This is a genomic window from Afipia sp. GW822-FHT03D08 (assembly GCF_058801645.1).
Genome location: NZ_JBXANK010000001.1, coordinates 346230 through 369901 on the forward strand (window position 1 = coordinate 346230; position 23672 = coordinate 369901).

Annotated in this window: 24 protein-coding genes; 10 read left to right on the forward strand and 14 right to left on the reverse strand. The window is 62.1% G+C overall.

Features of this window, described 5'->3' with window-relative positions; translation table 11 throughout:
* Window positions 1–2: 2 nt before the first annotated feature.
* From AC1RM7_RS01640 to rnd, 3 genes are all read right to left on the reverse strand, one after another.
* Window positions 3–1076, reverse strand: coding sequence for a GlxA family transcriptional regulator (locus tag AC1RM7_RS01640; protein ID WP_051472556.1), 1074 nt, complete (start codon window positions 1074–1076; stop codon window positions 3–5).
* A gap of 205 nt (window positions 1077–1281) precedes the next feature.
* Entirely contained in the window at window positions 1282–1554 is a 273-nt protein-coding gene (locus AC1RM7_RS01645; RefSeq protein WP_006020314.1) for a DUF4242 domain-containing protein, read from the reverse strand.
* A gap of 184 nt (window positions 1555–1738) precedes the next feature.
* Window positions 1739–2887, reverse strand: a complete 1149-nt coding sequence (gene rnd / locus AC1RM7_RS01650) for a ribonuclease D (RefSeq protein WP_024922075.1) — start codon at window positions 2885–2887, stop codon at window positions 1739–1741.
* A gap of 164 nt (window positions 2888–3051) precedes the next feature.
* Here rnd and AC1RM7_RS01655 point away from each other — a divergent pair, with 164 nt between their 5' ends.
* From AC1RM7_RS01655 to AC1RM7_RS01675, 5 genes are all read left to right on the forward strand, one after another.
* Window positions 3052–3312 (forward strand): hypothetical protein, encoded by a 261-nt coding sequence (locus AC1RM7_RS01655; RefSeq protein ID WP_024919095.1) that lies wholly within the window; start codon window positions 3052–3054, stop codon window positions 3310–3312.
* Between the two features lie 110 nt (window positions 3313–3422).
* Window positions 3423–4271 (forward strand): VOC family protein, encoded by an 849-nt coding sequence (locus AC1RM7_RS01660; protein WP_024919096.1) that lies wholly within the window; start codon window positions 3423–3425, stop codon window positions 4269–4271.
* Window positions 4272–4461: 190 nt separating this feature from the next.
* Window positions 4462–6228, forward strand: coding sequence for an aspartate--tRNA ligase (gene aspS / locus AC1RM7_RS01665; RefSeq protein WP_006020318.1), 1767 nt, complete (start codon window positions 4462–4464; stop codon window positions 6226–6228).
* Window positions 6229–6460: 232 nt separating this feature from the next.
* Window positions 6461–8770: an NADP-dependent malic enzyme gene (locus tag AC1RM7_RS01670; RefSeq protein ID WP_006020319.1), complete on the forward strand. Its 2310-nt coding sequence runs from the start codon at window positions 6461–6463 to the stop codon at window positions 8768–8770.
* Window positions 8771–8817: 47 nt separating this feature from the next.
* Window positions 8818–9273, forward strand: coding sequence for a DoxX family protein (locus AC1RM7_RS01675; protein WP_024577464.1), 456 nt, complete (start codon window positions 8818–8820; stop codon window positions 9271–9273).
* Here AC1RM7_RS01675 and AC1RM7_RS01680 read toward each other — a convergent pair.
* The 6 genes from AC1RM7_RS01680 to AC1RM7_RS01705 all read right to left on the reverse strand — a co-directional run bounded on the left by AC1RM7_RS01680 (window position 9270) and on the right by AC1RM7_RS01705 (window position 16531).
* Window positions 9270–9815, reverse strand: coding sequence for a dihydrofolate reductase family protein (locus AC1RM7_RS01680; protein WP_024919098.1), 546 nt, complete (start codon window positions 9813–9815; stop codon window positions 9270–9272). The genes AC1RM7_RS01675 and AC1RM7_RS01680 overlap by 4 nt on opposite strands.
* A gap of 48 nt (window positions 9816–9863) precedes the next feature.
* Complete coding sequence (locus AC1RM7_RS01685) at window positions 9864–10841, reverse strand: polysaccharide deacetylase family protein (protein ID WP_024919099.1); 978 nt, start codon at window positions 10839–10841, stop codon at window positions 9864–9866.
* Between the two features lie 181 nt (window positions 10842–11022).
* Window positions 11023–11595, reverse strand: coding sequence for a glutathione peroxidase (locus AC1RM7_RS01690; RefSeq protein WP_024919100.1), 573 nt, complete (start codon window positions 11593–11595; stop codon window positions 11023–11025).
* Window positions 11596–11671: 76 nt separating this feature from the next.
* Window positions 11672–13315 carry a hypothetical protein gene (locus AC1RM7_RS01695; protein ID WP_024919101.1) on the reverse strand — a complete coding sequence of 548 codons (1644 nt, stop codon included), beginning with the start codon at window positions 13313–13315 and terminating at the stop codon, window positions 11672–11674.
* On the reverse strand, window positions 13312–14784 hold the full coding sequence (locus AC1RM7_RS01700) for a hypothetical protein (protein ID WP_244434434.1): 1473 nt from the start codon (window positions 14782–14784) through the stop codon (window positions 13312–13314). The genes AC1RM7_RS01695 and AC1RM7_RS01700 overlap by 4 nt, the downstream gene beginning before the upstream one ends.
* Before the next feature lie 241 nt (window positions 14785–15025).
* Window positions 15026–16531: a L,D-transpeptidase gene (locus tag AC1RM7_RS01705; RefSeq protein ID WP_244439017.1), complete on the reverse strand. Its 1506-nt coding sequence runs from the start codon at window positions 16529–16531 to the stop codon at window positions 15026–15028.
* Between the two features lie 437 nt (window positions 16532–16968).
* Between AC1RM7_RS01705 and AC1RM7_RS01710 the strand changes: the two genes are divergently transcribed.
* The gene (locus AC1RM7_RS01710) at window positions 16969–17502 is read left to right on the forward strand and encodes a CreA family protein (protein ID WP_006020326.1); all 534 of its coding nucleotides are present in this window, start codon (window positions 16969–16971) and stop codon (window positions 17500–17502) included.
* A gap of 85 nt (window positions 17503–17587) precedes the next feature.
* Window positions 17588–18334, forward strand: a complete 747-nt coding sequence (locus tag AC1RM7_RS01715; RefSeq protein WP_024919104.1) for an SDR family oxidoreductase — start codon at window positions 17588–17590, stop codon at window positions 18332–18334.
* Between the two features lie 153 nt (window positions 18335–18487).
* On the opposite strand, the gene AC1RM7_RS01720 is transcribed toward AC1RM7_RS01715, so the two are convergent.
* From AC1RM7_RS01720 to AC1RM7_RS01735, 4 genes are all read right to left on the reverse strand, one after another.
* Window positions 18488–18736 (reverse strand): DUF6719 family protein, encoded by a 249-nt coding sequence (locus AC1RM7_RS01720; protein WP_024919105.1) that lies wholly within the window; start codon window positions 18734–18736, stop codon window positions 18488–18490.
* 7 nt (window positions 18737–18743) lie between these two features.
* Entirely contained in the window at window positions 18744–18893 is a 150-nt protein-coding gene (locus AC1RM7_RS01725) for a hypothetical protein (protein ID WP_006020329.1), read from the reverse strand.
* 17 nt (window positions 18894–18910) lie between these two features.
* The gene (locus AC1RM7_RS01730) at window positions 18911–19240 is read right to left on the reverse strand and encodes a DMT family transporter (RefSeq protein WP_006020330.1); all 330 of its coding nucleotides are present in this window, start codon (window positions 19238–19240) and stop codon (window positions 18911–18913) included.
* A 421-nt stretch (window positions 19241–19661) separates the two neighbouring features.
* Complete coding sequence (locus AC1RM7_RS01735) at window positions 19662–19991, reverse strand: winged helix-turn-helix transcriptional regulator (protein ID WP_244434446.1); 330 nt, start codon at window positions 19989–19991, stop codon at window positions 19662–19664.
* Between the two features lie 207 nt (window positions 19992–20198).
* Here AC1RM7_RS01735 and AC1RM7_RS01740 point away from each other — a divergent pair, with 207 nt between their 5' ends.
* Window positions 20199–20807, forward strand: a complete 609-nt coding sequence (locus AC1RM7_RS01740) for an NAD(P)-dependent oxidoreductase (protein ID WP_492838374.1) — start codon at window positions 20199–20201, stop codon at window positions 20805–20807.
* A gap of 107 nt (window positions 20808–20914) precedes the next feature.
* On the opposite strand, the gene AC1RM7_RS01745 is transcribed toward AC1RM7_RS01740, so the two are convergent.
* Window positions 20915–21562, reverse strand: a complete 648-nt coding sequence (locus tag AC1RM7_RS01745; RefSeq protein WP_024919108.1) for a hypothetical protein — start codon at window positions 21560–21562, stop codon at window positions 20915–20917.
* A 239-nt stretch (window positions 21563–21801) separates the two neighbouring features.
* On the opposite strand from AC1RM7_RS01745, the gene AC1RM7_RS01750 reads away from it, so the two are divergent.
* Entirely contained in the window at window positions 21802–23094 is a 1293-nt protein-coding gene (locus AC1RM7_RS01750) for an ArgE/DapE family deacylase (protein ID WP_024919109.1), read from the forward strand.
* Between the two features lie 93 nt (window positions 23095–23187).
* A complete protein-coding gene (locus AC1RM7_RS01755; protein WP_024919110.1) occupies window positions 23188–23586 on the forward strand; it encodes a PaaI family thioesterase in 399 nt (132 codons plus the stop codon).
* Window positions 23587–23672 lie beyond the last annotated feature (86 nt).

Consider the following 23672-nt stretch of genomic DNA (forward strand, 5'->3'; position numbering starts at 1 on the left):
CGTTATCCGGAGACGAGTTCGCCGCGATCGAATGTCATGTTGGCAAAGCGGGCGCGATAGTTCGCAGGCGTCAGGCCGGTATGCCGCTTGAACAGGCTCCTGAAGAAGGCGACGTCCTCATAGCCGATCTTGATCGAGACGGCCTGAATGGAGGACGCGCCTTGCTCCAGCATTTCCTTGGCCGCCGCCACACGCAGCATCTGCACATATTCGCCGGGCACGCGCCCGGTCGCCGCCTTGAAGCGCCGGATGAAGTTGCGCTGACCCATTCCGGCGCGGTCGGCGAGCAGATCAATCGATATCGGTTTCTCCAGATGAGCCTGCAGATATTCTTCCGCGTCCCTGATCTTGTCATCGGAATGGGGATGGGACAGCGGCACCACCGAGTATCCGGATTGGCGGCTGCGCGGCATGCTGAGCAGCAACGCCTTCGCGCAGCGCAGGGCAATCTCGTGACCGCAGAATTTCTCCACCAGATAAAGGCTGATATCCAGCGATGCATAAACCCCGCCGCTGCAGAACAGCCGTCCGTCTTCGGTCACGAAGCGGTCCGGCCGCCAGATCACTTTGGGATAGCGCTGGCGCATGATGTCCGCTACGCCCCAGTGCGTGGTCGCCTCGCGGCCGTCGAGCAATCCGCATTCGGCAAGGAAGGCAACGCCGGTGCAGACACCCGCGATGTAGGCGCCTTTCGCGTACCGGTCGCGCAGCCAGGGCAGGAGAGCGCTGTTCTTCGCGATCCGGTCCATCACGTCCCAACCTGACGCGGGAAGAATGATGATGTCGGTGTGTTCAATCTCATGGATCGAACAGTTCGGGGTCAATCCCAGCGAGCAAAGGCTGGTCACGCTGTTGCCGTCGAGCGACGCGATCCGGACCCGGAACGGCGGATTGTCAGGCGGCGTGCCGTGCAGCCATTCCCACAGCAGGCCCGCCGAATGAAACACCTCGATCGGGCCGATTGCCGTTGAAGCGTAGCCGTCCTCCAGAAGGACAACCGTGACATCGAGCACGCGCTTCGCATGCTCGGTGACACTGCTCTTGGACGGCACCACTGAATTTGCTTGCCTGGCCATGCTTTCCACCTGTGTCCTTGGGACGCCTGAACCAAATGGCGAAACCTGCTTGCTGACTGTGCGTGTTATTTTCCCATGAGCGCGCTGATATAGGTCGCTATCGTGCGACACAGTGCGATCAGGACAATCAATTCTCCTGTCATGACGAAACTCCGTGATGGGTACCGACGCCGCCGACAAACTTCGGGCGGCGGCGCCGCGCCTTTCAGGATGCCGTCGTCGGGTCAATGACGCCGCGCACCTCTGACACCTTGGTTGCTGGAATGCCGCTCAATCGTGCGTGCGCTTGAACGGCGGCTTCGTTTTCGGCGAGGTAGATGCAGAATGTCTTGTCATCCACGACGAATGACTGGAGCCATTGTGCCTTTCCCGCCAGCTTGGCGAGCGCGTCGTTGGAGGTCGCGGCGGTTTCCTTGAGCTGTGCGGGGCTCAGGTTGGCGACGCCGGGCAATTCACGTTCGATAACGTAGCGCTTCATGGGTCTCACTCCGTGCTGGTGTTGACGGAGGACAAGATCGTCCATGGAAGGACGGCAAAACAGACGACATTATTGACAATGTAAGGGGGTGATTGTGACACCGGCGGACCGGCAGGCAAATACGAAAACGCCCCTGTATCATCACAGGGGCGTGTGGCCGGTGTGGGTTGCCTGAGGCGAAATGTTATTCGCGATCGACCCGCACCACGCGGCCCTTGTCGATGGCCAGCGCGAGGCGGCCTTTCTTCAAGGCCAGCGCAGCTTCGCCGAACAGCTCACGGCGCCAGCCGTGCAGCGCGCCGACATCGGCGTTGTCGTCGGCCGCGATCTGTTCGAGGTCGTCCACGGTCGCGATCACCTTGCTGGCGACCGCGTGCTGTTCCGAGGTCATGCGCAATAGCACTTTCAGCAATTCGACGGTCGCGCCGCCATTGGCATTGCCGCGCGGCTTGTCGAGCTTCGGCAACTTGGTCAGGTCGCGCGAAATTCCGCGCTTCACCGCGGCGAGAATGTCCTGGCCCCATTTTGATTTGTCGAAGCCCTTTGGCAGCGACCGCAGACCTGCCAGCCGCTCGAGTGTGGTGGGCGCATGGGTGGCGATGTCGCCGATGGCGTCGTCCTTCAGCACACGCGAGCGCGGCACGTCGCGGCTCTGTGCTTCCTGCTCGCGCCATGCCGCGACTTCCATCAGCACCGCGAGTTCTTTCGGTTTGCGGACGCGCGTCTTGAGCCGCTCCCATGCGCGCTCCGGATGGAAGTCATAAGTTTTCGGCGAGGTGAGAATTTCCATCTCCTCGCTGACCCACTCGCTGCGGCCGCGTTTCTTAAGGTCGGCGTCGAGCGCCGCGAACACATCGCGCAGATGCGTGACGTCGGCGACCGCATAGGTGATCTGGTCCTGCGTCAGCGGACGGTTCGACCAGTCGGTGAAGCGATGGGTTTTATCGGGACGATGTCCGGTGATGCGCTCGACAAGCTGGTCGTAGGCGATGCTGTCGCCATAGCCGAGAACCATGGCGGCGACCTGGGTATCGAACACCGGATGCGGAATGATGCCGGCGCGGTGAAAGATGATTTCGATGTCCTGCCGCGCAGCGTGGAACACCTTCAGCACATTCTCGTTGGCCATCAGGTCAAAGAATGGCTTGAGGTCAATTCCCTCGGCGAGCGCATCGACCACGGCGGCTTCGTCCGCGCTGGCCAACTGAACGACACAGAGCAGAGGATAATAGGTGGTTTCGCGCAAAAACTCGGTATCGACTGTGATGACGCGGTGTTTGGCGAGGCGATTGCAGACGGCGGTGAGTTCGTCGGTGGTGGTAATGATTTCCATGCGGGGGTTATGAACGCCTTGAGCGGATTTTTCCATGCGAAAATCGGCTGTCAGGGCACGCTGTAGGGCATGGCGGGGACATCTCCGCCCCGATCTGAACCCGCCACATGCGCCGCGCGACCAATGATCATTGCCGCAATGCACTATTTTCAGGGAGATTCGCCATGGCCGGGAGATTTCTCATCAAGGCTGCAGCCGCAGGTCTCATGACGGTATCGCTGGTTCCCGCGGCCTTGGCGAACAACCTCAATGTCAACGCCGGGACCCACATCCCGATCCGGCCTCACGTCAATCTCAACGCAACGATCAACCTCGACGTGAAGACCCGGACGTTTCACGATATCGATCTCTCCGAAACCTGCCGGCCAGACGAGCGCATCAAAAAGAAAGGCCGGCGTGAGTGGCGCTGCCGTCAGGATCGCTAGCAACATTCCGCAATGTGAAATTCAGAGGTGGCATGCACGGCGGCAAGGGGGCTGCATTGCCCGCGATGACATGATTAGGTGCGGCTTCCCATGCGAGCTTTGTCACCATCATGATTACTGGACTTGATCACGCCGTCGTTCTGGTTCGCGACATCGAAGCCGGCGTTGCCGGTTATCAGACGCTGCTCGGCCGCGCGCCGGTGTGGCGCGCGCAAAGCGACGGCGCAGCCACGGCGATCTTTGTGCTCAACAACACCTCGCTTGAGCTGATGGCGCCTGCGGGCGAGGGCGAGGCTGCCGGTCGCGTCCGTGCCGTGCTCGAGAGGCAGGGCGAGGGGCTCGCCAGTCTGGCCTTTGAAGTGGGCGACATCGAGAAGGCGCACCATCGCCTGACGCGTCTTGGCCTTGCGCCTGAAGCTATCAGCGATGGCGCGAGCACGAACCTAGCCTCGGGCCGTACGCTGACATGGAAGCGCACCCGCGCGTCGGCGGAGTCCACCCATGGGATCCGGCTGTTCTTTCTTCAGCGGGGCGAAAGCCTCGCGCGCTCGCCCGAGATCGCGCCAGCTCCGGTCGATGCGCTCGATCATCTCGTGATCGCGACGCCGGATCCCGAGCGGACCGCGGCGCTCTACGGCGCTCGGCTCGGGCTTGATATGAAACTCGACCGGACCATCGAGGCGCTAGGAACGCGCTTTCTGTTTTTCAGAACCGACGGTCTGGTGTTCGAGGTCATCCATCGCCTCAAGGACGGCCGGAGCGACGGCCCCGACAAGATTTACGGCGTCTCATGGCGTGTCGCCGACGTTGCGGCAACGCGGACCCGGCTTGAGCAGGCGGGCCTCGAGGTGTCCGAACTGCGCGAGGGCCGCAAGCCGGGCACGCAGGTTTTCACGGTGCGGACCGGGACCTTTGGCGTCCCGACCATCGTGATCCAGCAGGACAAGCGCGAGGCCTAGCAAGACTTCATGCCCGGCCTTCAAGACCGCTGGCGGGGGCATTGTTTTTATTAAGCTTTTTCCCGCCATATGGGAGGGTAACCGGCACCATCCGGTTGCCGCGTTCCCTGCGCTCGGGTAAACCCTGCGCGCGCGCACCAGCGCCCGTATCCCTTGATTCTGCCCTCTGACGCCGTTTTCCAGGATTTCCATGCACCGTTATCGTTCCCACACCTGCGGCGCCCTCCGCGATTCCGACATTGGCCAGGAGGTCCGGCTGTCCGGCTGGTGTCACCGCATCCGCGATCATGGTGGACTGCTGTTCATCGACCTGCGCGACCATTACGGAATGACGCAATGCGTGATCGATCCGGATTCGAAGGCATTCTCTCTGGCCGAAAAGCTGCGCGCCGAGTGGGTGGTGAAGATCGACGGCAAGGTTCGCCGCCGTCCCGAAGGCACCGACAATCCTGATCTGCCGACTGGCACGGTCGAAGTGTTTATCGCCGATATCGAAGTGCTGGGCGAGGCAGGCGAACTGCCGATGCCTGTGTTCGGCGATCAGGAATACCCGGAAGAAATCCGGCTGAAGTACCGCTTCCTCGACCTTCGCCGCGAGAAGCTGCACCAGAACATCATGACCCGCGGCGCCATCGTCGACTCGATGCGTGCGCGGATGAAGAAGGCCGGCTTCTTCGAATTCCAGACGCCGATCCTCACTGCGTCGTCGCCGGAAGGCGCGCGCGACTTCCTGGTGCCGTCGCGGATTCATCCCGGCAAGTTCTACGCACTGCCGCAGGCGCCGCAGCAGTACAAGCAACTGCTGATGATGTCGGGCTTCGACCGCTACTTCCAGATCGCGCCGTGCTTCCGCGACGAAGACCCGCGCGCCGACCGTCTGCCCGGCGAGTTCTATCAGCTCGATTTGGAGATGAGCTTCGTCACGCAGGAAGACGTGTTTGCGGCGATGGAGCCGGTGATCACTGGCGTGTTCGAGGAGTTCGCCAACGGCAAGCCGGTCACCAAGAAGTGGCCGCGCATTCCGTTCGCTGAAAGCCTGCGCAAGTACGGCACCGACAAGCCGGACCTGCGCAATCCTCTGGTGATGCAGGATGTGTCCGAACACTTCCGCGGTTCGGGCTTCAAGGTGTTCGCACGCATGCTCGAAGACGCGACCAATCAGGTCTGGGCGATCCCCGGGCCGGGCGGCGGTTCGCGTGCCTTCTGCGACCGGATGAATTCGTGGGCGCAGGGCGAAGGACAGCCCGGCCTCGGCTACATCATGTGGCGCGAAGGCGGCGAGGGCGCAGGCCCGCTCGCCAACAACATCGGACCCGAGCGCACCGCCGCGATCCGCGAGCAGCTCGGCCTCAAGGAAGGCGACGCCGCATTCTTCGTTGCCGGCGATCCGCAGAAGTTCTGGAAGTTCGCAGGCCTCGCACGCACGAAGCTCGGCGAAGAGCTGAACCTGATCGACAAGGACCGGTTCGAGCTCGCATGGATCGTCGACTTCCCGATGTACGAGTACAACGAGGAAGACAAGAAGGTCGACTTCTCGCACAACCCGTTCTCGATGCCGCAGGGTGGCCTCGAAGCGCTGGAGACGCAGGACCCGCTCACGATCAAGGCATTCCAGTACGACATCGCCTGCAACGGTTACGAGATTGCGTCGGGCGGCATCCGCAACCATCGCCCGCAGGCGATGGTGAAGGCGTTCGAGATCGCGGGCTATGGCGAGGAAACGGTCATCGAGCGTTTCGGCGGCATGTATCGCGCGTTCCAGTATGGCGCACCGCCGCATGGCGGCATGGCCGCCGGTGTCGATCGCATTGTCATGTTGCTTTGCGGTACGAACAACCTGCGCGAAATCTCGCTGTTCCCGATGAACCAGCGTGCCGAAGATCTGCTCATGGGCGCGCCATCGGAGGTCTCGCTCAAGCAGTTGCGCGAACTGCATATCAGGCTCAATCTGCCCTAGTGCGGCGGTTCGCAAGTCCGCATCATTCTGCGTCATGCTGGACTTGCGAACCGAAACCGCACTGGAATTATAATTTCTAGTGTCCCTTTGAATCCGAAGTTCGCTATGAGACGCGCTGATAAATGATGCAAACTTCGGATTCGGGACACGAGTACTGAATCGCATAACCGTCGCACGACGGGACTAAACAGCACCGGCGCAAGCCGGGGCAAAGAGAATATCGGGAGCGGGTATGGCGTCGACGTTGTCTGAAGAACTTCGCCTCGCGGCGTTGGCGTATCATCGACTTCCGAAGCCCGGCAAACTCGAGATTCAGGCGACCAAGCCGCTGGCCAACCAGCGCGACCTCGCGCTGGCCTATTCGCCGGGCGTGGCTGCGGCGTGCGAAGCCATTGCCGCCGATCCCCATGAGGCGGCGACACTGACAACCCGCTCCAATCTTGTCGCCGTCGTCAGCAACGGCACCGCCGTGCTCGGCCTCGGCAACATCGGTCCGCTGGCATCCAAGCCGGTGATGGAAGGCAAGGCCGTCCTGTTCAAGAAGTTTGCCGGCATCGATGTGTTCGACATCGAGATCGCCGCCGACACCATCGCGCGCGTGGTGGAGACGGTGGCCGCGCTGGAGCCGACCTTCGGCGGCATCAACCTCGAAGACATCAAGGGGCCGGAGTGCTTCGAGATCGAGGAGCAGCTCAAGGCGCGTATGAAGATTCCGGTCTTCCACGACGACCAGCACGGCACGGCCATCATCGTCTGCGCGGCGGTCCGCAATGCGCTGCTGATCAACGGCAAGAAGCTGGAAGACTGCAAGATCGTGGCGTCCGGCGCGGGCGCCGCCGCGATCGCCTGTCTCAATCTGCTGGTGTCGCTTGGCGCGCAGCGCAAGAACATCTGGGTCTGCGATATCGACGGTCTTGTCTATGAAGGCCGCAATACGCTGATGGACAAATGGAAGGCCGTCTACGCGCAGAAGACCGACAAGCGTACGCTGGGCGATGTGATCGGCGGCGCGGACATTTTCCTCGGCGTGTCAGCCGGCGGCGTACTCAAGCCCGAGATGGTCAAGGCCATGGCCGACCAGCCTCTGGTGATGGCGCTCGCCAATCCGAATCCCGAGATCATGCCGGATGAGGCGCGCAAGGCGCGGCCCGATGCGATGATCTGCACCGGCCGCTCGGACTTCCCGAACCAGGTCAACAACGTCCTTTGCTTCCCCTTCATCTTCCGCGGCGCACTCGATGTCGGCGCCACGGCGATCAACGAGGCGATGAAGGTCGCTGCGGTGGATGCACTGGCGCAGCTCGCGCGCGATCCGCCGTCCGATGTGGTGGTGCGTTTCGACGGCGGTGAGACGCAGGGCTTCGGTCCCGGCTCGCTGATCCCGTCGCCGTTCGATCCCCGGCTGATCCTGCGCGTCGCGCCGGCGGTGGCGAAGGCCGCCATGGAGTCCGGCGTGGCGACGCGGCCCATTACCGACTTTGACGCCTATACCAGCCAGCTCGACCGTTTCGCATTCCGCTCGGGTCTGGTCATGAAGCCGGTGTTTGCGAAGGCCAAGACGCAGCCGGTGCGCGTGATCTACGCCGAGGGCGAGGACGAGCGCGTGCTGCGCGCGGTGCAGGTGGTGCTCGAGGAAAAGCTGGCGCGTCCGATCCTGGTCGGCCGTCCGTCCGTGGTCGCCGCGCGCATCAAGCGGTTTGGCCTCTCGATCAATCCCGGCAGCGATTTCGACCTGATCAATCCCGAGGACGATCCGCGCTACCGTTCCTATGTCCAGAGCTACATCGATCTGGCCGGACGGCACGGCATCACGCCGGAAGCGGCGCGGACGCTGGTACGCACCAATGCCACCGTGATCGCGGCGTTGGCTGTCGCGCGGGGCGAGGCCGACGCCATGCTGTGCGGCGTCGATGGCCGGTACATGAGCCATCTGCGGCGCATTCGCGAAATCATCGGCGTGACGCCGGGCCTCGCGGACTATTCGGCACTGGCGCTGGTCATCACCAGCAAGGGCTCGTATTTCATCGCCGATACCCAGATCCGCCCCAATCCGACGGCGGAAGAACTGGCGGAAATGGCGGCGCTTGCCGCTGTGCATGTGCAACGCTTCGGGATCAAGCCCAAGGTCGCGTTCCTGTCGCATTCGGATTTCGGAAGCTACGATTCCGCGTCTGCACAGAAAATGCGGCGCGCCACCGAGATCCTTGTGAACGATCATCCGGAGATTGAGGCCGACGGCGAAATGCACGGCGATTCCGCGCTGACCGAGCTGTCTCGCAAGCTCGTGCTGCCGCATTCGCGGCTCGAAGGGTCGGCCAACATCCTGATCATGCCGAACCTCGATGCGGCCAACATCGCCTACCAGATGATCAAGATCCTCGCCGACGCACTTCCGGTCGGGCCGATCCTGATCGGACCGACGCGTCCGGCGCATATCCTGACGCCGTCGGTGACGGCGCGCGGGATTCTCAACATGACGGCGGTCGCGGCGGTCGAGGCGCAGGAGCGGGCGGGGCGGCAGCAGCCAACGCTGTTCGGCTGACGGGAACTCCTGTATAGTCTGTTCAGGGATTTTTGCGGGGCCGCCAAATGCCAGCCATCGTTACTGTCGGACGCGTTCTGTTCGTCGTCCTGTTTGTGTTTTCCGGCGCCTCCAAGCTGTTCGATATCGCCTCGACGACCCAGGCGATCACCGAGAAGGTCGTCCTTCCGGCGATGCTGACACAGTACACGGCTCAGCTTGAGGGCATCACAGGGATGCCGACCGCGCAGATGCTGGCGATCCTGGCGGGCGCGCTGGAAGTTGTCGGCGGACTGTTCATCGCACTGAACTTCGGCACGCGGACCTTTGCGTGGCTGCTGGTGCTGTTCGTCGCGGTGACGACGTTCTATTTCCACAATTTCTGGGACATGACCGGCGCGGATCGCATCAACAACATGATCCACGCGCTGAAGAACCTGTCGCTGATCGGCGGCCTCCTGGTGATCGCGGGCTATCCGCGTCCGGTGGCCATGGAAGACAGCGGCCGCTACACCGGCGTCTAGCTTCGTCGCCACGCCGTCACATCGACGCCTCGCGCGGCATCGAGAACGCGGGTCTCTGCCGGCTTGAGACCATGCGCGGCGAGAATATCCTGCGGTGAGCGCGCCGGCACGCCGGGGAAGCCGCCGGTGCCGCCCGGAATTTTCAAACGGTGCGCCTGCGACAGCCAGAATGTGTCGTAGCGATCCATGAACATCTCGAACACACCTGGACCGCCGATGATCGCCGCTGTTCCGCTGGTGACGCCGGCATGACGGCAGGCGTCCTCGAAGGACGCCCCTGCGGGATTCCACAAGGTTGCTTTGGGATTTGACGGATCGGGGGCGAGGGCGGCGACGCTGCGCGTCAGGATGATGCGCGTACGCTGCGGCGAATGCGGCTGGTCCTCGAAAGAGTATTTGCCGTGAACGATCAGGTCGGCCGCGTCCAGCGCAGTGTCAAAGAACTTCTGATCGGCGTCGAACTTCAGCGAAGCAGGCATGACGCCGTGCACATCGGCGAGCATGCCGTCGGCGGAAACGATCACATAGCCTTCAATGCGCATGCGTGCGGTTTAGCCATTTCCCGGACAACCGCAAGTGGGCGTTTTCCGTTACTCGGAAATGGTCTGCACCACGCTGTTAAGCGGGCGCGAACTTACCGTCGGCAGCTTCAGTCCCTTGACGACTTCCTCGTCGTATTGCGCGATGGTCTGCATCGGGGCCTTGGCCTTGACCTGAACCACCTTGTAGCCGCCGGCCTTCAGCCGCTTCATCAATTCAGGCAGGGCTTCTGCGGTGTGCTTCTGGAAATCGTGCATCAGCACGATGCCTTTGCCGAACTTGTCGAGCTTCGTCATGACGGTGTCGACGATCTTCTGCGCCGTGCTGGCCTTGAAGTCGAACGAGTCGAGATCGCATGACCAGATCGAGATGTTGCGCTCGCCGAGATACGTCACCATCGCGGGCGGGTGCTGGAGCGCGGGGAAACGGAACAGCGGCGACGGTGCGGCGCCGAGTGCCCATTTGACGGCGCTGAAGCCTTTCTCGATCTCTTCCTTCTGCTGCGCCTCGGTCAGCTTCTTGTTGTTGAGATTGGCATGCGACCAGGTGTGCGCACCGATGGTGTGGCCCTCGGCCGCGACGTGCTTGAGAATTTCGGGATAGTAGGTCGCGTGCTTGCCGATCGGAAAGAAGATCGCCTTGGTGCATTCGTCGGCGAGCGTCTTGAGGACCAACGGCGTGTTGACCGGCCATGGTCCGTCATCGAACGTCAGCACCACTTCCTTATCGCGCAAAAAGTCGAGCTGCTTGAAATGCTCGAAGCCGAAGCCGGGTCCGCCGGTGGTGTCGATCTGCACCACGCGCGAGACGCCGATCGCATTCGGGTTGGCACAGTTGGCTTTTGCGGCAGCCGGAGCAGGTGCCGGGGCCGGTGCGGCCGTTGCCGCAGGGGCGGGTGCGGGAGCCGGAACGGCCGCCGGAGCAGGAGGTGGGGTGGTGCGCTGCGGGATAAGGGCCTGCGACCAGGCACTGGTGAATGCGCAGACCGAGATGGCGCTGGCGGCGAAAAATGTTGCCTTGATACGCATGTTAGTACCCCTGAACGCAAAATGCCCGCGTCCGGTCCGCCGGACGCCGCCGTAGTCCCCGGTCATCAGCCTAATCCTGCATCGGCACACGCGCCAACCGATTTTCAACAGGAGCGTAGGCAGGGTTAATCGAGGCGGGCGCGGGTTCCGTCAGGCGCCGGTGGGCTCTTGCGCTTCGGACTCAGGACACCAGCGCGCGGGCCACGGCGGTGACGACGCGCGTATCGGTGGGCTCGACGCGCGAGGAAAATGCCTCGGCGATATGGCCGTCCCGACCAACGAGGTATTTGTGGAAATTCCAGCCCGGAAGATCCGCAGGCCGCTCGGCCGCCGCCCATTTGTAGAAGGGATGGGCGTTCGGCCCTTTCACGCTCGTTTTGACCGTGATCGGGAAGCTGACATGATAGGTTTGCTCGGCGGTGTGCGCGATGTCGCTGGCGCCGCCCGGCTCCTGCGCGCCGAAGTCGTTGGACGGCACGCCGATGATCATCAGGCCGCGCTCGCGAAACTGCGTCCACAATTCCTGCAAGCCGGCATATTGCGGCGTGTAACCGCAGAGCGAGGCGGTGTTCACCACCAGCACCGGTTTGCCGGCGAAGTCGGCAAGGCGGATGTCGCCGCCCTTCAGGCCCTGGAAGGAAAAGCCGTAGGCGGTCATGCGGCTCATGGCCGCCTCTGCGAACACTGATCGCGCCGTGAGCGGGAGCGCCGCGCCCGCCGCGATGGCTGTTATCACACGTCGGCGGTCGATCATGATGCGCTCCCTGAGGGTCATTCACTCAAGATAACGGATTGCCGCCGCCAGCAGTTTCAACAACCCGTGACGATCCTTATGGGCGCTTGGGCGGCTTGTCGCACCATGGCATCGGCAGCAGCGGTTCGTAATACTCGTTCCATTCGCAGATGTATTCGGGACCGCTGCGCTTCAGGACGTGTTTGACCGGCTCGGCCTGGCTGACGGCGACGTGAGCGACAATCAGCGCCACGCCGATCGGATAGGCCCATTTGCTGAACCGCAGATCGCTCAATTTCTCCAGCAGCAATGCGCCGGCGAGGATGATGAGCGGATCGGTCAGGATGAAGTATTCCGGCTTCAACCCCCGTCGTATACCCAAGGCGTCTAAGCCGCTGGCAAGCAACACAAACAGCGTGGCCTGAGCTGCGACCTGCCGTTCACCCTTGCGCCACGCTAATACGATGCCTGGAACGATTAGCCAGATCAGAAACACAGTGGGACGCGGCGACGTGAACAGCACGAACGTGTAGCGCTGGAGCACGGATTTGACGCCGTCGAACAGCAGGGCGATCGCAGCCCAGATCTTTCCGCCTTCGGTGGCCGATGTGGCCGGTGCATCCGCGAACACCAGCATCTTCTCGATCGGATTGATCACCGCAACGGCGTTCTGCGGGTCGTACTCCAGATAGAGCGCGAGCAGTCCGAGCGATGCACCGGCGGTCACCGCGAATACTGACGCCAGCGTCTCGGCAGCGCTGACGCGCCATATCGCAGCGAATGCGATCATGCCGGCGACGATCCAGCCGAGGAGGGCGATCTGATAGATGCCGAACCTGCCGGCGATCAGAGCGTGAAGCTGGGCGATGTCGATCGATTCAGGCTCCAGCCCCGCAGCGATCAGCGGCCATGCAAGGGCGAGCATCACGCCAGCGGCAATGGCCGAGAGCAGAACTGCGAGCCATGCCGACGAACCGCGCCAGAACGGCGCGCTGGCGCTGTCCGCGCTGCCAAAGGGAAGCATGATGACGGGCAGCGCTGCGATCAGCAGGATGATCTGGACCTTGTTCTCCATCCCTAGCACGCACAGCGCGGCGGCACCGGCGAGCGCGAGCGGGCGCCAGTTGCCGGCGCGGCGGCTGACGGCGATCAGCAGCATCAATGCCAGTGTGAAAAGGCACGCCGCGATCAGTTCGCTGCGAAGAATCCGCATGTGAACCGCAATGCCGCCGGAGAATGCGAACGCGAACGTCGCGAGCAGTGCGATCCGCCAGTCGCGGAAGATGCAGCGGGCGAGTGCCGCGAAGCCGATGACGAAGATGGTTGCGGTCAGCCATGCCACGATGCGGCCGGCGCGAACGGCTTGCGTCATCGCGGCATCGAAGGCGGGGACGTTCAGGGCCGATGGGATCGACGACAGTTTCCATGCGTCGAGCAATCCCAGCGAGTGCATCGCCTGAAACCACCACTTCACCGACAGGATGGTGAAGTATGACGGATGATCGAAGAACGCCTGCGGCTTGCCGTCGTTCATAACCAGCGCGTTGTAGACGATCATGAAATCCATGTCGGCGTTGCGCCAGTAGATGACGAAATAGCCGGCGAGGAAAAACGATGCGGCGAGGAGCATCAGGATGAAGACCAGTCCGCCGTTCCAGCAAAATGGTGTCAGCCGTGCGAGTGCGTCACGGTGTGGTATTTGATGTGCGGGATCGGGAGGATTTTCGGCAGATGCTGTCATGTGGACTTGCCTAGCGCGTTGCAAGGGGGCAGCGGCATCAATGGCATATAGTAAAGCCTTGCCTGGCAGATGCTTTCAAGGCTTCCGCGTGTCAGCATAAGCTTCACCGGCTCAGCATGACTTACTCCAACGTGCAGTACAAGGAGCGATGCTCCGACCGGAAAGGACCATTTTCGGAATCTTAGGTCGTTCATCTGGTCGAGCAGAATTGCGCCCGCGATGATGATGAGGGGATCTGTCAGGATAAAATATTCCGCCTTCAACCCGCGCCGTATGCCGAGTGCGTCGATACCGATAGCGGCCAGTAGTAGTAGTGCCGCCTGCAACGCAACCTGTTTCTCGCTGCGCCGCCATGCGTAGATTATACCGGGAATGACAAGCCAAGTCAGAAACACCGCCGGACGCGGCGACGTTAAGAGGATGAAGGTGTAGCGCTGAAGAACGCCAATGATTCCCTTGAGCAATAGTCCGACGCCGATAATATTTCCGTCCCTCGCGATGTCTTGTGCGCTGGCCAGATCGATGAAGACCAGCATCTTCTCGATCGGATTGATCACCGCGACGGCGTTCTGGACATTGTATTCCAGATTGAGAGTCAGCAATCCGATCGCTGCGCCGGCAATTACTGCGCACATTGCTGTCAGCGCTTCCGTGAGACGCACGCGCCAGATGACGACGAACGCCGCCATGCCGATGCCAACCCACGCGGCAAGTGTGATCTGATAGACTCCGAAGGTGCCAGCGATCAGTGGGTGGAGCTTCGCTGTCGCGATCGCATTTGGATCGAAACCGGCGCGGATTAATGGCAGCGCGGCGCTGAACGAGGCGGCTGCGACGATTGCAGCGAGCACGGTTGTCAGCCATGCCCGGCAGCCGTTGTCCCAAAAGCCAACGCTCGCGCCGGTGTCTGTGCCGAACGGGAGTGCGATCACGGGAAGCGCGGCGATTAGCAGGATGACCTGCACTTTGTTTTCCATGCCGAGGACACAAAGTACCGCAGCTGCCATTAGTGCAAGCGGTCGCCACGCGCTCGCGCGTTGAGCGACAACGATCATAATCATAAACGCGAAGATGACGAAACACGCAGCGATCATCTCGGTACGCAGAATGCGCATGTGAACCGCGACGCCGCCGGAAAATGCAAATGCGAACGTTGCGAGTAATGCGATTCGCCAGTCACGCACGATCAGTCGCATGAATACCGCAAAGACCGCCACGAAGAGCGCAGATATCAGTCCCGCTAAAACACGGCCGGCGCGAACAGCTTCGGTCATCGCAGTATCGAAGGCGGGGACGTCCGACGCCGGGGGCAGCGACGACAACTTCCAGGCGGTCAACAGCCCGATATGATGAAGTAACTGGAACCAAAGTTTCAGTGACACAATCGTGAGATAGGCAGGATGATCATTATACGCCTGCGCTCCGCCGTCGTTCATCACAAGGGCGTTGTAGATGACGACCAAATCCATGTCGGCGTTGCGCCAGTAGATGACGAAATAGCCGGCGAGGAAAAATGATGCAGCGAGGAGCGCCAGGATGAACGCCAGTCCGCCGTTCCAGCCGAATGGTGTCAGCCGTGCGAGCGCGTCGCTGCGCGGATCATTGGGGGATGGCGAGGCGGAGGTCTGACTATCGGGTGAGGCTGTCATGATCGGCGCGTTCTAGCTTAACGCCCGGCCGAAAGCCAACCGGCCAGATCGGGATCGCCAGCTACCGCAACTGGACGATGAAATCCGTGCCCCGTCCTGTCTCGTCGCCAAGGCCGCGATCCGACACGGTGATCGATCCGCCAGGCGCCAGCGCGGAGGCGATCCGGGTCATGGTCTCTTCGGGGATGGACAGGCGGTCGAGCGCCTCGGTTGGCGATGACGGCGGAGCGGGGGCTGCGATGGCCGCAACCGGCTCACCGCGCCTGCGCCGCGGAGCCTCTTCCGCGACACGTGCGGGGGATGGCAGCGAGACCACCGACCAGCGCAGCGCCTCGGCGTCGTCCTTGTCGGCGCGAACCGTGAAGACGTGCGTGCCGAGCGGGCGGTTCGATGCGGCGATCGTCACCGGCGTTTCGAACCACGGTTCGAAATTCTGCCGCACGTAAATCTTGTTTTCCTTGGCGCTGACGAAGACGGCGACATGCCCGGTGCGCGGCTTGACCGGCCCGATGAACTCGGCAGAGCCTTCGGACGCGACCGCAACCGGCGCCGGTGCCGCGCCGGTATCAGTCATGCGAGTCTGATCCTTGTCGGTCTTCGGGGCCTCGGATTTTTTGTCGGCAGGCGTTGCATCGGGAGACTTGTCGCCGGCTGCCTTGTCGTCGGAAGCACCGGCGTTGCCGTCGGTTTTCGCGGCATCGTCCTTGGCCGCTGCGCCGTCTTTCGGTGCGTTCGGCGACGGAGGATTGGCATTCTCCTTAGGCCCGTCCTTGGCCGCTTCGGGCTCCGGCGTAACGCCGCCACGGCCTGCATCCCAGGAACCGCCGCCGCGGCTGGCATCCCATGCCTGCGCAACGACGCTGTCGGCGTCGCTCTTTTGCGGGAGTGCGCCGCTGGCGTCAGCCGTGCGAACGGGCGCGTCTTCGGAAATCGATGTCAGCCGCAATTGCGGCTTGTCGTGGGACGCCGCGTCGACAATGGACGACCGGTCTGATTTCGGCGTCGTCTCGGCGTGCCTCTCCGGCACCGCCGCTGCAGCGACGGGTTTTGTGCCCTGCTTGCGAGCGATCAGCAGCGGATGGGAAAAATCAGCCGGTGAGACTTCACCGGGCGTAATGATTACGCGTGCGCCCATGCGGGTCCAGCCCCACATCCGCATCGCGAAATTCATCGGCATGCGGATGCAGCCGTGCGAGGCCGGATAGCCGGGCAGAACGCCTGCATGCATCGCCACGCCTGACCACGTGATGCGCTGCATGTAAGGCATCGGCGCGCCGCTGTAGATGTTCGAGCGGTGATACTTGTTCTTCTGGATGACGCTGAAAACGCCCATCGGAGTCGAATGGCCGCGCATGCCGGTCGAGACCGGCGATTCCGCGAACAGGCCGTTCTGGTCGTAGAGCTTCAAGGTCTGCCGATCGATCGAGATCGCAACCACGATCGGGCCGACCGGCTTTGCGGTGTCCTTCGGGGCATCGGGAAATTTCGGTTTGGCGCGGGCAACGCGCGGACGGCGCGGCTCCAGGTGATGCTGCGGTTCCGGGTAGTAAGTGGCGCCGGGGTCCATCGGCCAGTAGACCTGGGCATCGGCAGGCAGCGCAAATCCGGCGGTGAGCGCGGTGGCGAGCCATGCGGTTCGCAGCCTTATGGACCGGACTGGCCTGGAACTGATGTCATTGCCAGGAAAAGGGGAGGTTATGCCGAGCGTTTTCCGCTGGTCGCCTGAAGCTGGTAGCCTATTCCCGTACACGCGAAATTCCTCAATTGATTCCAGTATTAGTGTCGCCAACTGGCTGAATGTTCATCGCCGCCCGGCCTCGATACCGCATTCTGCGTGATTCACGGTGCCGAAAAGCTAGCCTTTGAGCCTTCAAAAGCGCTTAACGGCGGGTTGTCCCCGGTCACAATTCCGTGCCTTCCAACGAAGCCCGACCCACCCCACATGAGGGGTCCGGCGGGACAGCCGTTCAGCCGTTCTGAAGACCCTTTCCTTGGAGCCTCCCGATGCCCTTCCGACCGACCCGACTGACAGCCGCCGCGCTGTTGGCCGCCGCCTTTGCGTGGCTGGCCATAACGCCACTGGCCGCGGCCGACGAGCCGGATCTGATCTTCCGGCGCTCGACCGTATTCAAGCTACTGAGCCCGGATGACAAACTTGCAACGTACGGCGTCGATGACCCGGTGGTTGACGGCGTGGCCTGCCATTTCACCGTGCCTGAGAAGGGCGGCTACAAGGGCTGGCTGGGCCTCGCCGAGCAGGTGTCCGACATCTCGCTGGCCTGCCGCCAGATCGGGCCGATCCGCTTCAAGTCCAAGGCGCCGCAGGGCGAGGACATGTTCCGCCAGCGCCGCTCGCTGTTCTTCAAGAAGATGCAGATCGTGCGCGGCTGCGACCCCAAGCGGAACGTACTGGTCTACATGGTTTATTCCGACAAGCTGATCGACGGTTCGCCGAAGAACTCGACGTCCTCCGTGCCGATCATGCCGTGGGGCAGCAACGACACCATCCAGAAATGCGGTGACTTCATTTCGGGGTAGACGCGTTTTGCGACGCAGCTTGCCTTTGCCTTTCGGTTGATCGACGCTCGATGCAGCGACAACGAAAATCAAAAGGGCGGACACCATGCGTCTTAAAGACAAGGTTGCACTGGTCACAGGTGGCGCATCGGGTTTTGGCGCGGCCATTGCGCGTCATTTTGTCGATGAAGGCGCGAAGGTCGTCATCGTCGATCTGAACGGTGAGGGCGCGGCGCGCGTTGCCGCGAATACCGGCGGAGCTGTCTCGTTGGCAGGCGATGTGTCGAAGCGGGACGACATCGACAGGGCCGTCGCGACCGCTGTCGAGACATTCGGACGGCTCGACATCGTGGTGAACAACGCGGGCTGGTCGTTCCGCAACAAGCCGATCATGGATGTGACGGAAGACGAATTCGACCGCGTATTCGCCGTCAACGTCAAATCGATCTTTCACATGACGGGCGCGGCGGTGCCGCTGATGCGCAAGCAGGGCGGCGGATGCATCATCAATATCGGCTCGACTGGCGGCATCCGCCCGCGTCCGGGCCTGACCTGGTATAACGGCTCGAAGGGCGCGGTGAACCTGCTGTCGAGCGCGATGGCGGTGGAGCTTGCGCCGGACAAGATTCGCGTCAACTGCGTCGCGCCGGTGATGGGCGAAACCGCGCTGCTCGAAACTTTCATGGGCGTGCCGGACACCCCGGAGAATCGCGCGAAGTTCATTGCGACGATTCCGCTCGGCCGCATGTCGCAGCCTGACGATATTGCCAAGGCGTGCGTCTATCTCGCGTCGGACGATGCCGGATTTATTACCGGCGTGGTGCTGCCGGTGGATGGCGGCAGGACGATTTAGGTGGATTTTGTAGAAGATCACAGGCCGTCATTGCGAGGAGCGTTAGCGACGAAGCAATCCATATCTTGGACAGAAGAATGGATTGCTTCGCGGAGTTTATCATCGGACGGCGCTTTGCGCCGATCCGTTGGCTCGCAATGACGAACAGGAAATCTACCTCTTGCCCTTGCGATCGACGCATTTCCTGGAGCGCTCGACGCCCGCTGCGGTCAGTCGCATGCCGCTGACTTCCTTGATCTGCCCTGCGGGGCACGAGCCGTCGTCGACATAGATCTTCTGACCGAGCCGGAGTTCGGTGATGTCGGTTTCACGTCCGACAATGTCAGCGCGCGCGGCGGCGATCAGCGCCACCGAGGCAATCGCTGCAAGCAACAGCGCGCGCGGGAAGGATGTCGCGGTCATTCGCGTCTCACTTGTTCTGAATCTTCAGCCCGTCGGGGCCGACGTTGATCTGCAGGCCCTGCGGCTTCTTGTTGTCCTGATAGACCTTGTAGCCGAGCACGGCGACCGCAATGACGAGAGCTCCGACGACGGCGTAGAGGATATTGCGATTGTCCATGTGGTCTCTCCAATGTGTCAATGCGAAACGGTCGATGAAAACAGATTGATGGTGCCGACGCCGGCGATGATCAGCGCGAGGCCGATCACGGCAGGCATGTCCAGCTTCTGGCCGAACCAGACAAGACCAACGAGTGTGATGAGCACGATGCCAAGGCCGGACCAGATCGCATAGGCGATCCCGACCGGCATGGTCCGCAGGACCAGCGACAGGAAATAGAACGAGGCCGCGTAGCCGATCGCTGTCAGGATCAGCGGCTTCGGCTTGGTGAATTGCTCCGACGCCTGCAGCGCGGAGGTTCCGATCACCTCAAGAATGATCGCGATGATGAGGTAGACGAAGGTCATGCCTCATCGTAGTCGGGCGGCCGTGATTCTGGTAGGCGCGGATGCCCCCGCGGACTTACAGCGGCGTTTAGTGCTTCGCGACAGTGTCCCGGACTTCAGTGCAGCACGCCGGGCATTCATAGATGAAGTCGACTCTCGCCAGGTCCCAGTGAGGGTGCACCTCCCTGATTTCCATGGGGAGGCTCTGGCAGCTTGGACACACGGTCATGGCCGCATGAAATATCTGCTGGTTGCGGTGATGCTGTGCATAGGCTGGCATGATTGCTCTCCTTGTATTTTGGGAGCTCATTTTCATCGCCGGCGATTAAGTCATCGATTGTCGCCGATGATGCGCCATCCTATCGCGCAAGCTCTAAACACCTCATCAACTCTTGCGAACGCACAAAGAACATCCGCACAAACTCGGCGTGTGTGACCGAATCTACACAGTTTGTGCCTTGGTTCGGTCATATTGTGACTGGGCTTTTGCGACATCGCCCATGTGCTGCTCCGCCCAGATGCGCAAGCCGTCAACGGTATCGCTCAATGTGCGCCCCAGCGGCGTGATCGAATACTCCACTGTCACCGGAACGGTCGGCGTCACCTTGCGCTTCACGAGACCGTCACGTTCCATTCCCTTCAGAGTCTGCGACGCCATCTTCTGCGTGAGGCCACCGATCTCGCGGCGCAGTTCGTTGAAGCGCCACGGCCTGCGCGACAGCAGGATCAGCAACAATACGGTCCACTTGTCGGCGATACGGTCGAGCACCAGCCGGGTCGGGCAATCCTGCGCGTAGGGATTCGCCGGCCAGTTTCCGCGCGGAGCCTTGTTTCCACGCGCAGGTTTGGCGGGTGGTTTCTCGAAGGGGACCATGTCTCGGAAAGGTGCCTTCTTCACAGCGGCGTCGCGAGCGGGCATCTGATGTCCATTCGTTAGTTGGTATCCATTGGATACCAGATCGCACAAGGGACGCAAATCATGAAAATCGCTTTGATCGGCGCGACCGGCCAGGCCGGCACGCCCATTCTCAAGGAACTCACCAGCCGCGGCCATGAGGTCACGGCCATCGTCCGCAATCCCGAGAAGGTTCAGGCGCAGGCGAACGTCACGCCGAAGAAGGGCAACGTCTTCGACAGGGATGGGCTCGCCGCGCTGCTTAAAGGGCACGACGTGGTCATCAGCGCCGTGCACTTCACGGCAAGCGACCCGCAGAAGCTGATCGACGCGGCGAAGGCCTCGGGCGCGAAGCGCTATCTTGTGGTCGGCGGTGCCGGCAGCCTCGAGGTCGCGCCCGGCGTCGCGCTGGTGACGACTCCGGAGTTTCCGGCGGCTTACAAGGACGAGGCCACCAAGGGCGGCGAATTTCTCAATCTGCTGCGGCAGGAGAAAGACCTCGACTGGACGTTTCTCTCGCCGTCAGCACTATTTTTCGACGGTCCTCGTACCGGCACATTCCGCCTTGGCAAGGATCAGCTTCTGACCACGGAGAAGGGCAGCAGCATCTCGTTCGCGGACTATGCAATCGCGCTCGCGGATGAAGTCGAGAAGCCCGCGCATTCGAGGCAGCGGTTCACGGTCGGGTATTGATCCTTGCAGGTCATCCTTCGGCCGCCGCAACAGGCGTGGCGGCCGAATGATTGAGGACGTGCGGACTCTTTGCAGAATGACTGGCCGCAGACTTTTGGAGCGGTGCGTTACGGCCGCGCACTGGTTGCTTTTGGAGAACTGGCTGGCCCTCCGATGAGTTGGACGGCAATCCAGCAGACCAAACCCGCGAGCGGTATGGGTGCGAGCGGCGCGAAGACCAGAAGACCAAGCGCAGAGTCGGGATTAAGAAAGCTGGGATATGAACCGAACCAGAGCGGCATGCTGAGCACCGCCTGAACGATGCCGATGCCCTGGCCCGCATCGAAGACGTTGGACACCATATCGGGAGCCAGGAAGAACAGCGGCACGTTGAGTAAGGACATCACGGCTGCGGAAAGCCACATCGCGGACCGGGCCGACCGAAAGTTCGGCGCCAGCCGGCAAGTCACATACAACGCAACAAACCCCCAGTTCATGACCGCGAAATCAATGGGGAACTGAAAAATGAATGATGAAAATCGGTATCCGGCTTGTCCGGCCTGCAACATACCGGATTTGTAGCCGAGATAGAGAAGTATGGCGACTGCGCTCGGGCCGATGGAAATCGTCACGAACGCGATCAGAGGAACTTGAGTCCAGGCAAGCGACCGGCCGTTTGCAGAGATCGCGTGTCGTCCCTTGTAGCATGCGAGCAGTATCGCCAGCAGCAGCAAGGCGAGGGCGGCATACTTAAATCGGTCGGACATCAGGAGCATTGTGTCACGCTTGTCTTGAGCAGGATGGCTGGAGCGGGTCGCCCCGCTCGTCCCCCATCTGTAGCGGCAGCTACGGAGAAATCATTGGTCGTTGTTTCGCCGGGCGAGGTTCAACCGGCAGCCGGAGCCTCTGGGATGCTTACCTCAAAGGTCATCGCGTCCCTTCCAGCCGTCCCCTAAAGTTGGTTACACTCGTGCCATAATCCGCGCGGCAGACGCGGGCACGAAGGGACGAAACGATGGATGCCAAGACAACCTCGCATGAGATCCAGCGCCGCATTCTCGATGCGGTGGACGAGGCCTTCGACCGGCAGATCGAGACGACGAAACAGTTCTCGGCCATTCCTTCGACGCGCGGTGCGGAAGGTCCGTGTCAGGACATGATGCATGACCTGTTGCGCGAACGCGGCTTTGAGGTCGATGACTGGCGTATCAACGTCGACGACCTGAAGGACCTGCGCGGCTTCGGTCCGATCGAGCACGATTTCTCCCGCGCGCGCAGCGTGGTCGGCACCTATCGTCCCGCGCGTGAGGCGGGCCGTTCGCTGATCCTGCAGGGTCACTGCGATGTGGTGCCCGCCGGGCCGCTCGACATGTGGGACACGCCGCCTTTCTCGCCGACCGTCAGGGACGGCTGGCTCTATGGCCGCGGCGCGGGCGATATGAAGTCCGGCACCATCGCCGCGCTCTACGCACTCGATGCGTTGCGCGCGGCAGGTCTCAAACCAACGGCGCGGATCCATTTTCAGTCCGTGATCGAGGAGGAGAGCACCGGCGTTGGTGCGCTCTCCACCGTGCAGCGTGGCTATCGCGCGGACTGCTGTTTCATTCCCGAGCCGACGGGCGGCAGGCTGGTGCGCTCGCAGGTCGGGGTGATCTGGTTTCGCCTCAAGGTGCGCGGCAAGCCGGCGCACGTCTACGAGGCGGGCATCGGCGCGAACGCCATCAAGGCGGCGTACCATCTGCTTCAGGCGCTTGAAGCGCTGGAAGAGGACTGGAACAGGCGCGCCGCCAGCGACAGGCATTTCAAGGTCGTGAAGCATCCGATCACGCTCAATCCCGGCATCATCAAGGGCGGCGACTGGGCGTCCTCGGTGCCGGCATGGTGCGACGTCGATTGTCGGATCGCGGTGCTGCCCGGCTGGTCGATCGCGGACCATCAGGCCGAGATCGTCGCCTGTGTCGAAGCCGCCGCATCGCGGCATCCGTTTCTGGCCAAGAACCCGCCGGTGGTGGAGTGGTCCGGCTTCCTGTCCGAAGGCTATGAACTGACAGGCGCGGATGAACCCGAAGCCGTGCTGCGTTCGGTCTGTGAGACGGTCTATGGCGGACCGATGAAGGAGCTGGCTTTCACGGCGCTGACCGATACGCGCTTCTATGGTCTCAACGCCGGTATCCCGAGCCTGTGCTTCGGCGCCAATGCCGAGGCGATGCACGGCTTCAACGAACGGGTCGAAATCGAATCGCTGCGCAAGACCACGCGGGCGATTGCGCTGTTCGTGGCCGGCTGGTGCGGCGTGGAGGCCGCGTGATCCGGGGCCGGAGACGATGTTCATTCGTTACTTTAAGTCGCTCTCCGGCCCGGAAGCGGCTTCACTTTTTACATTAACAACAGGAGCGGCAGCGTGACCCTGCTTGAGATGATCCAGTCGCGGCCCATGCCGTTCGCCGCCCTGATGGGCGTGACATTCGTCGAGGCCGCCAAGGACAAGGTGGTCGCGACCATGGTGGCGCGCGAGGACCTCTGTACGCTGGGGCATTCGATCCATGGCGGCGCGGTGATGGCCTTCGCGGACTCCGTCGGGGCCGCCGCCACCATCATCAACCTGCCACCCGACGCCAAGGGCACCACGACCATCGAGAGCAAGACCAACTTCACGGGGGCTGCCAAAGCGGGTTCGACCGTCAGGGCGACCGCCACCCCGATCCATCTCGGGCGCCGCACCCATGTCTGGCAGACCCGGATTGAAACCGAGGAGGGGCGGTTGGTCGCCATCGTCACCCAGACCCAGATGATCTTGTGATAAATTGGCCCCGCCCAGCGAAATATTCATCCAAAACCCGCGAAAACGGCCGCCGGAACCTTCCGAACAAGCGACTGTGAGTTTCG

Bases quoted from the DNA above. Each gene is read 5' to 3' on its own strand.
- AC1RM7_RS01720 (WP_024919105.1), bottom strand. From the start codon at position 18,736: ATGACCGCGACATCCTTCCCGCGCGCGCTGTTGCTTGCAGCGATTGCC.
- AC1RM7_RS01660 (WP_024919096.1), top strand. From the start codon at position 3,423: ATGATTACTGGACTTGATCACGCCGTCGTTCTGGTTCGCGACATCGAA.
- AC1RM7_RS01645 (WP_006020314.1), bottom strand. From the start codon at position 1,554: ATGAAGCGCTACGTTATCGAACGTGAATTGCCCGGCGTCGCCAACCTG.
- AC1RM7_RS01670 (WP_006020319.1), top strand. From the start codon at position 6,461: ATGGCGTCGACGTTGTCTGAAGAACTTCGCCTCGCGGCGTTGGCGTAT.
- rnd (WP_024922075.1), bottom strand. From the start codon at position 2,887: ATGGAAATCATTACCACCACCGACGAACTCACCGCCGTCTGCAATCGC.
- AC1RM7_RS01745 (WP_024919108.1), bottom strand. From the start codon at position 21,562: ATGCTCCTGATGTCCGACCGATTTAAGTATGCCGCCCTCGCCTTGCTG.
- AC1RM7_RS01695 (WP_024919101.1), bottom strand. From the start codon at position 13,315: ATGACAGCATCTGCCGAAAATCCTCCCGATCCCGCACATCAAATACCA.
- AC1RM7_RS01740 (WP_492838374.1), top strand. From the start codon at position 20,199: ATGAAAATCGCTTTGATCGGCGCGACCGGCCAGGCCGGCACGCCCATT.
- AC1RM7_RS01690 (WP_024919100.1), bottom strand. From the start codon at position 11,595: ATGATCGACCGCCGACGTGTGATAACAGCCATCGCGGCGGGCGCGGCG.
- AC1RM7_RS01730 (WP_006020330.1), bottom strand. From the start codon at position 19,240: ATGACCTTCGTCTACCTCATCATCGCGATCATTCTTGAGGTGATCGGA.
- AC1RM7_RS01715 (WP_024919104.1), top strand. From the start codon at position 17,588: ATGCGTCTTAAAGACAAGGTTGCACTGGTCACAGGTGGCGCATCGGGT.
- AC1RM7_RS01725 (WP_006020329.1), bottom strand. From the start codon at position 18,893: ATGGACAATCGCAATATCCTCTACGCCGTCGTCGGAGCTCTCGTCATT.
- AC1RM7_RS01680 (WP_024919098.1), bottom strand. From the start codon at position 9,815: ATGCGCATTGAAGGCTATGTGATCGTTTCCGCCGACGGCATGCTCGCC.
- AC1RM7_RS01685 (WP_024919099.1), bottom strand. From the start codon at position 10,841: ATGCGTATCAAGGCAACATTTTTCGCCGCCAGCGCCATCTCGGTCTGC.
- AC1RM7_RS01705 (WP_244439017.1), bottom strand. From the start codon at position 16,531: ATGGACCCCGGCGCCACTTACTACCCGGAACCGCAGCATCACCTGGAG.
- AC1RM7_RS01655 (WP_024919095.1), top strand. From the start codon at position 3,052: ATGGCCGGGAGATTTCTCATCAAGGCTGCAGCCGCAGGTCTCATGACG.
- AC1RM7_RS01700 (WP_244434434.1), bottom strand. From the start codon at position 14,784: ATGGATTTGGTCGTCATCTACAACGCCCTTGTGATGAACGACGGCGGA.
- aspS (WP_006020318.1), top strand. From the start codon at position 4,462: ATGCACCGTTATCGTTCCCACACCTGCGGCGCCCTCCGCGATTCCGAC.
- AC1RM7_RS01640 (WP_051472556.1), bottom strand. From the start codon at position 1,076: ATGGCCAGGCAAGCAAATTCAGTGGTGCCGTCCAAGAGCAGTGTCACC.
- AC1RM7_RS01710 (WP_006020326.1), top strand. From the start codon at position 16,969: ATGCCCTTCCGACCGACCCGACTGACAGCCGCCGCGCTGTTGGCCGCC.
- AC1RM7_RS01750 (WP_024919109.1), top strand. From the start codon at position 21,802: ATGGATGCCAAGACAACCTCGCATGAGATCCAGCGCCGCATTCTCGAT.
- AC1RM7_RS01675 (WP_024577464.1), top strand. From the start codon at position 8,818: ATGCCAGCCATCGTTACTGTCGGACGCGTTCTGTTCGTCGTCCTGTTT.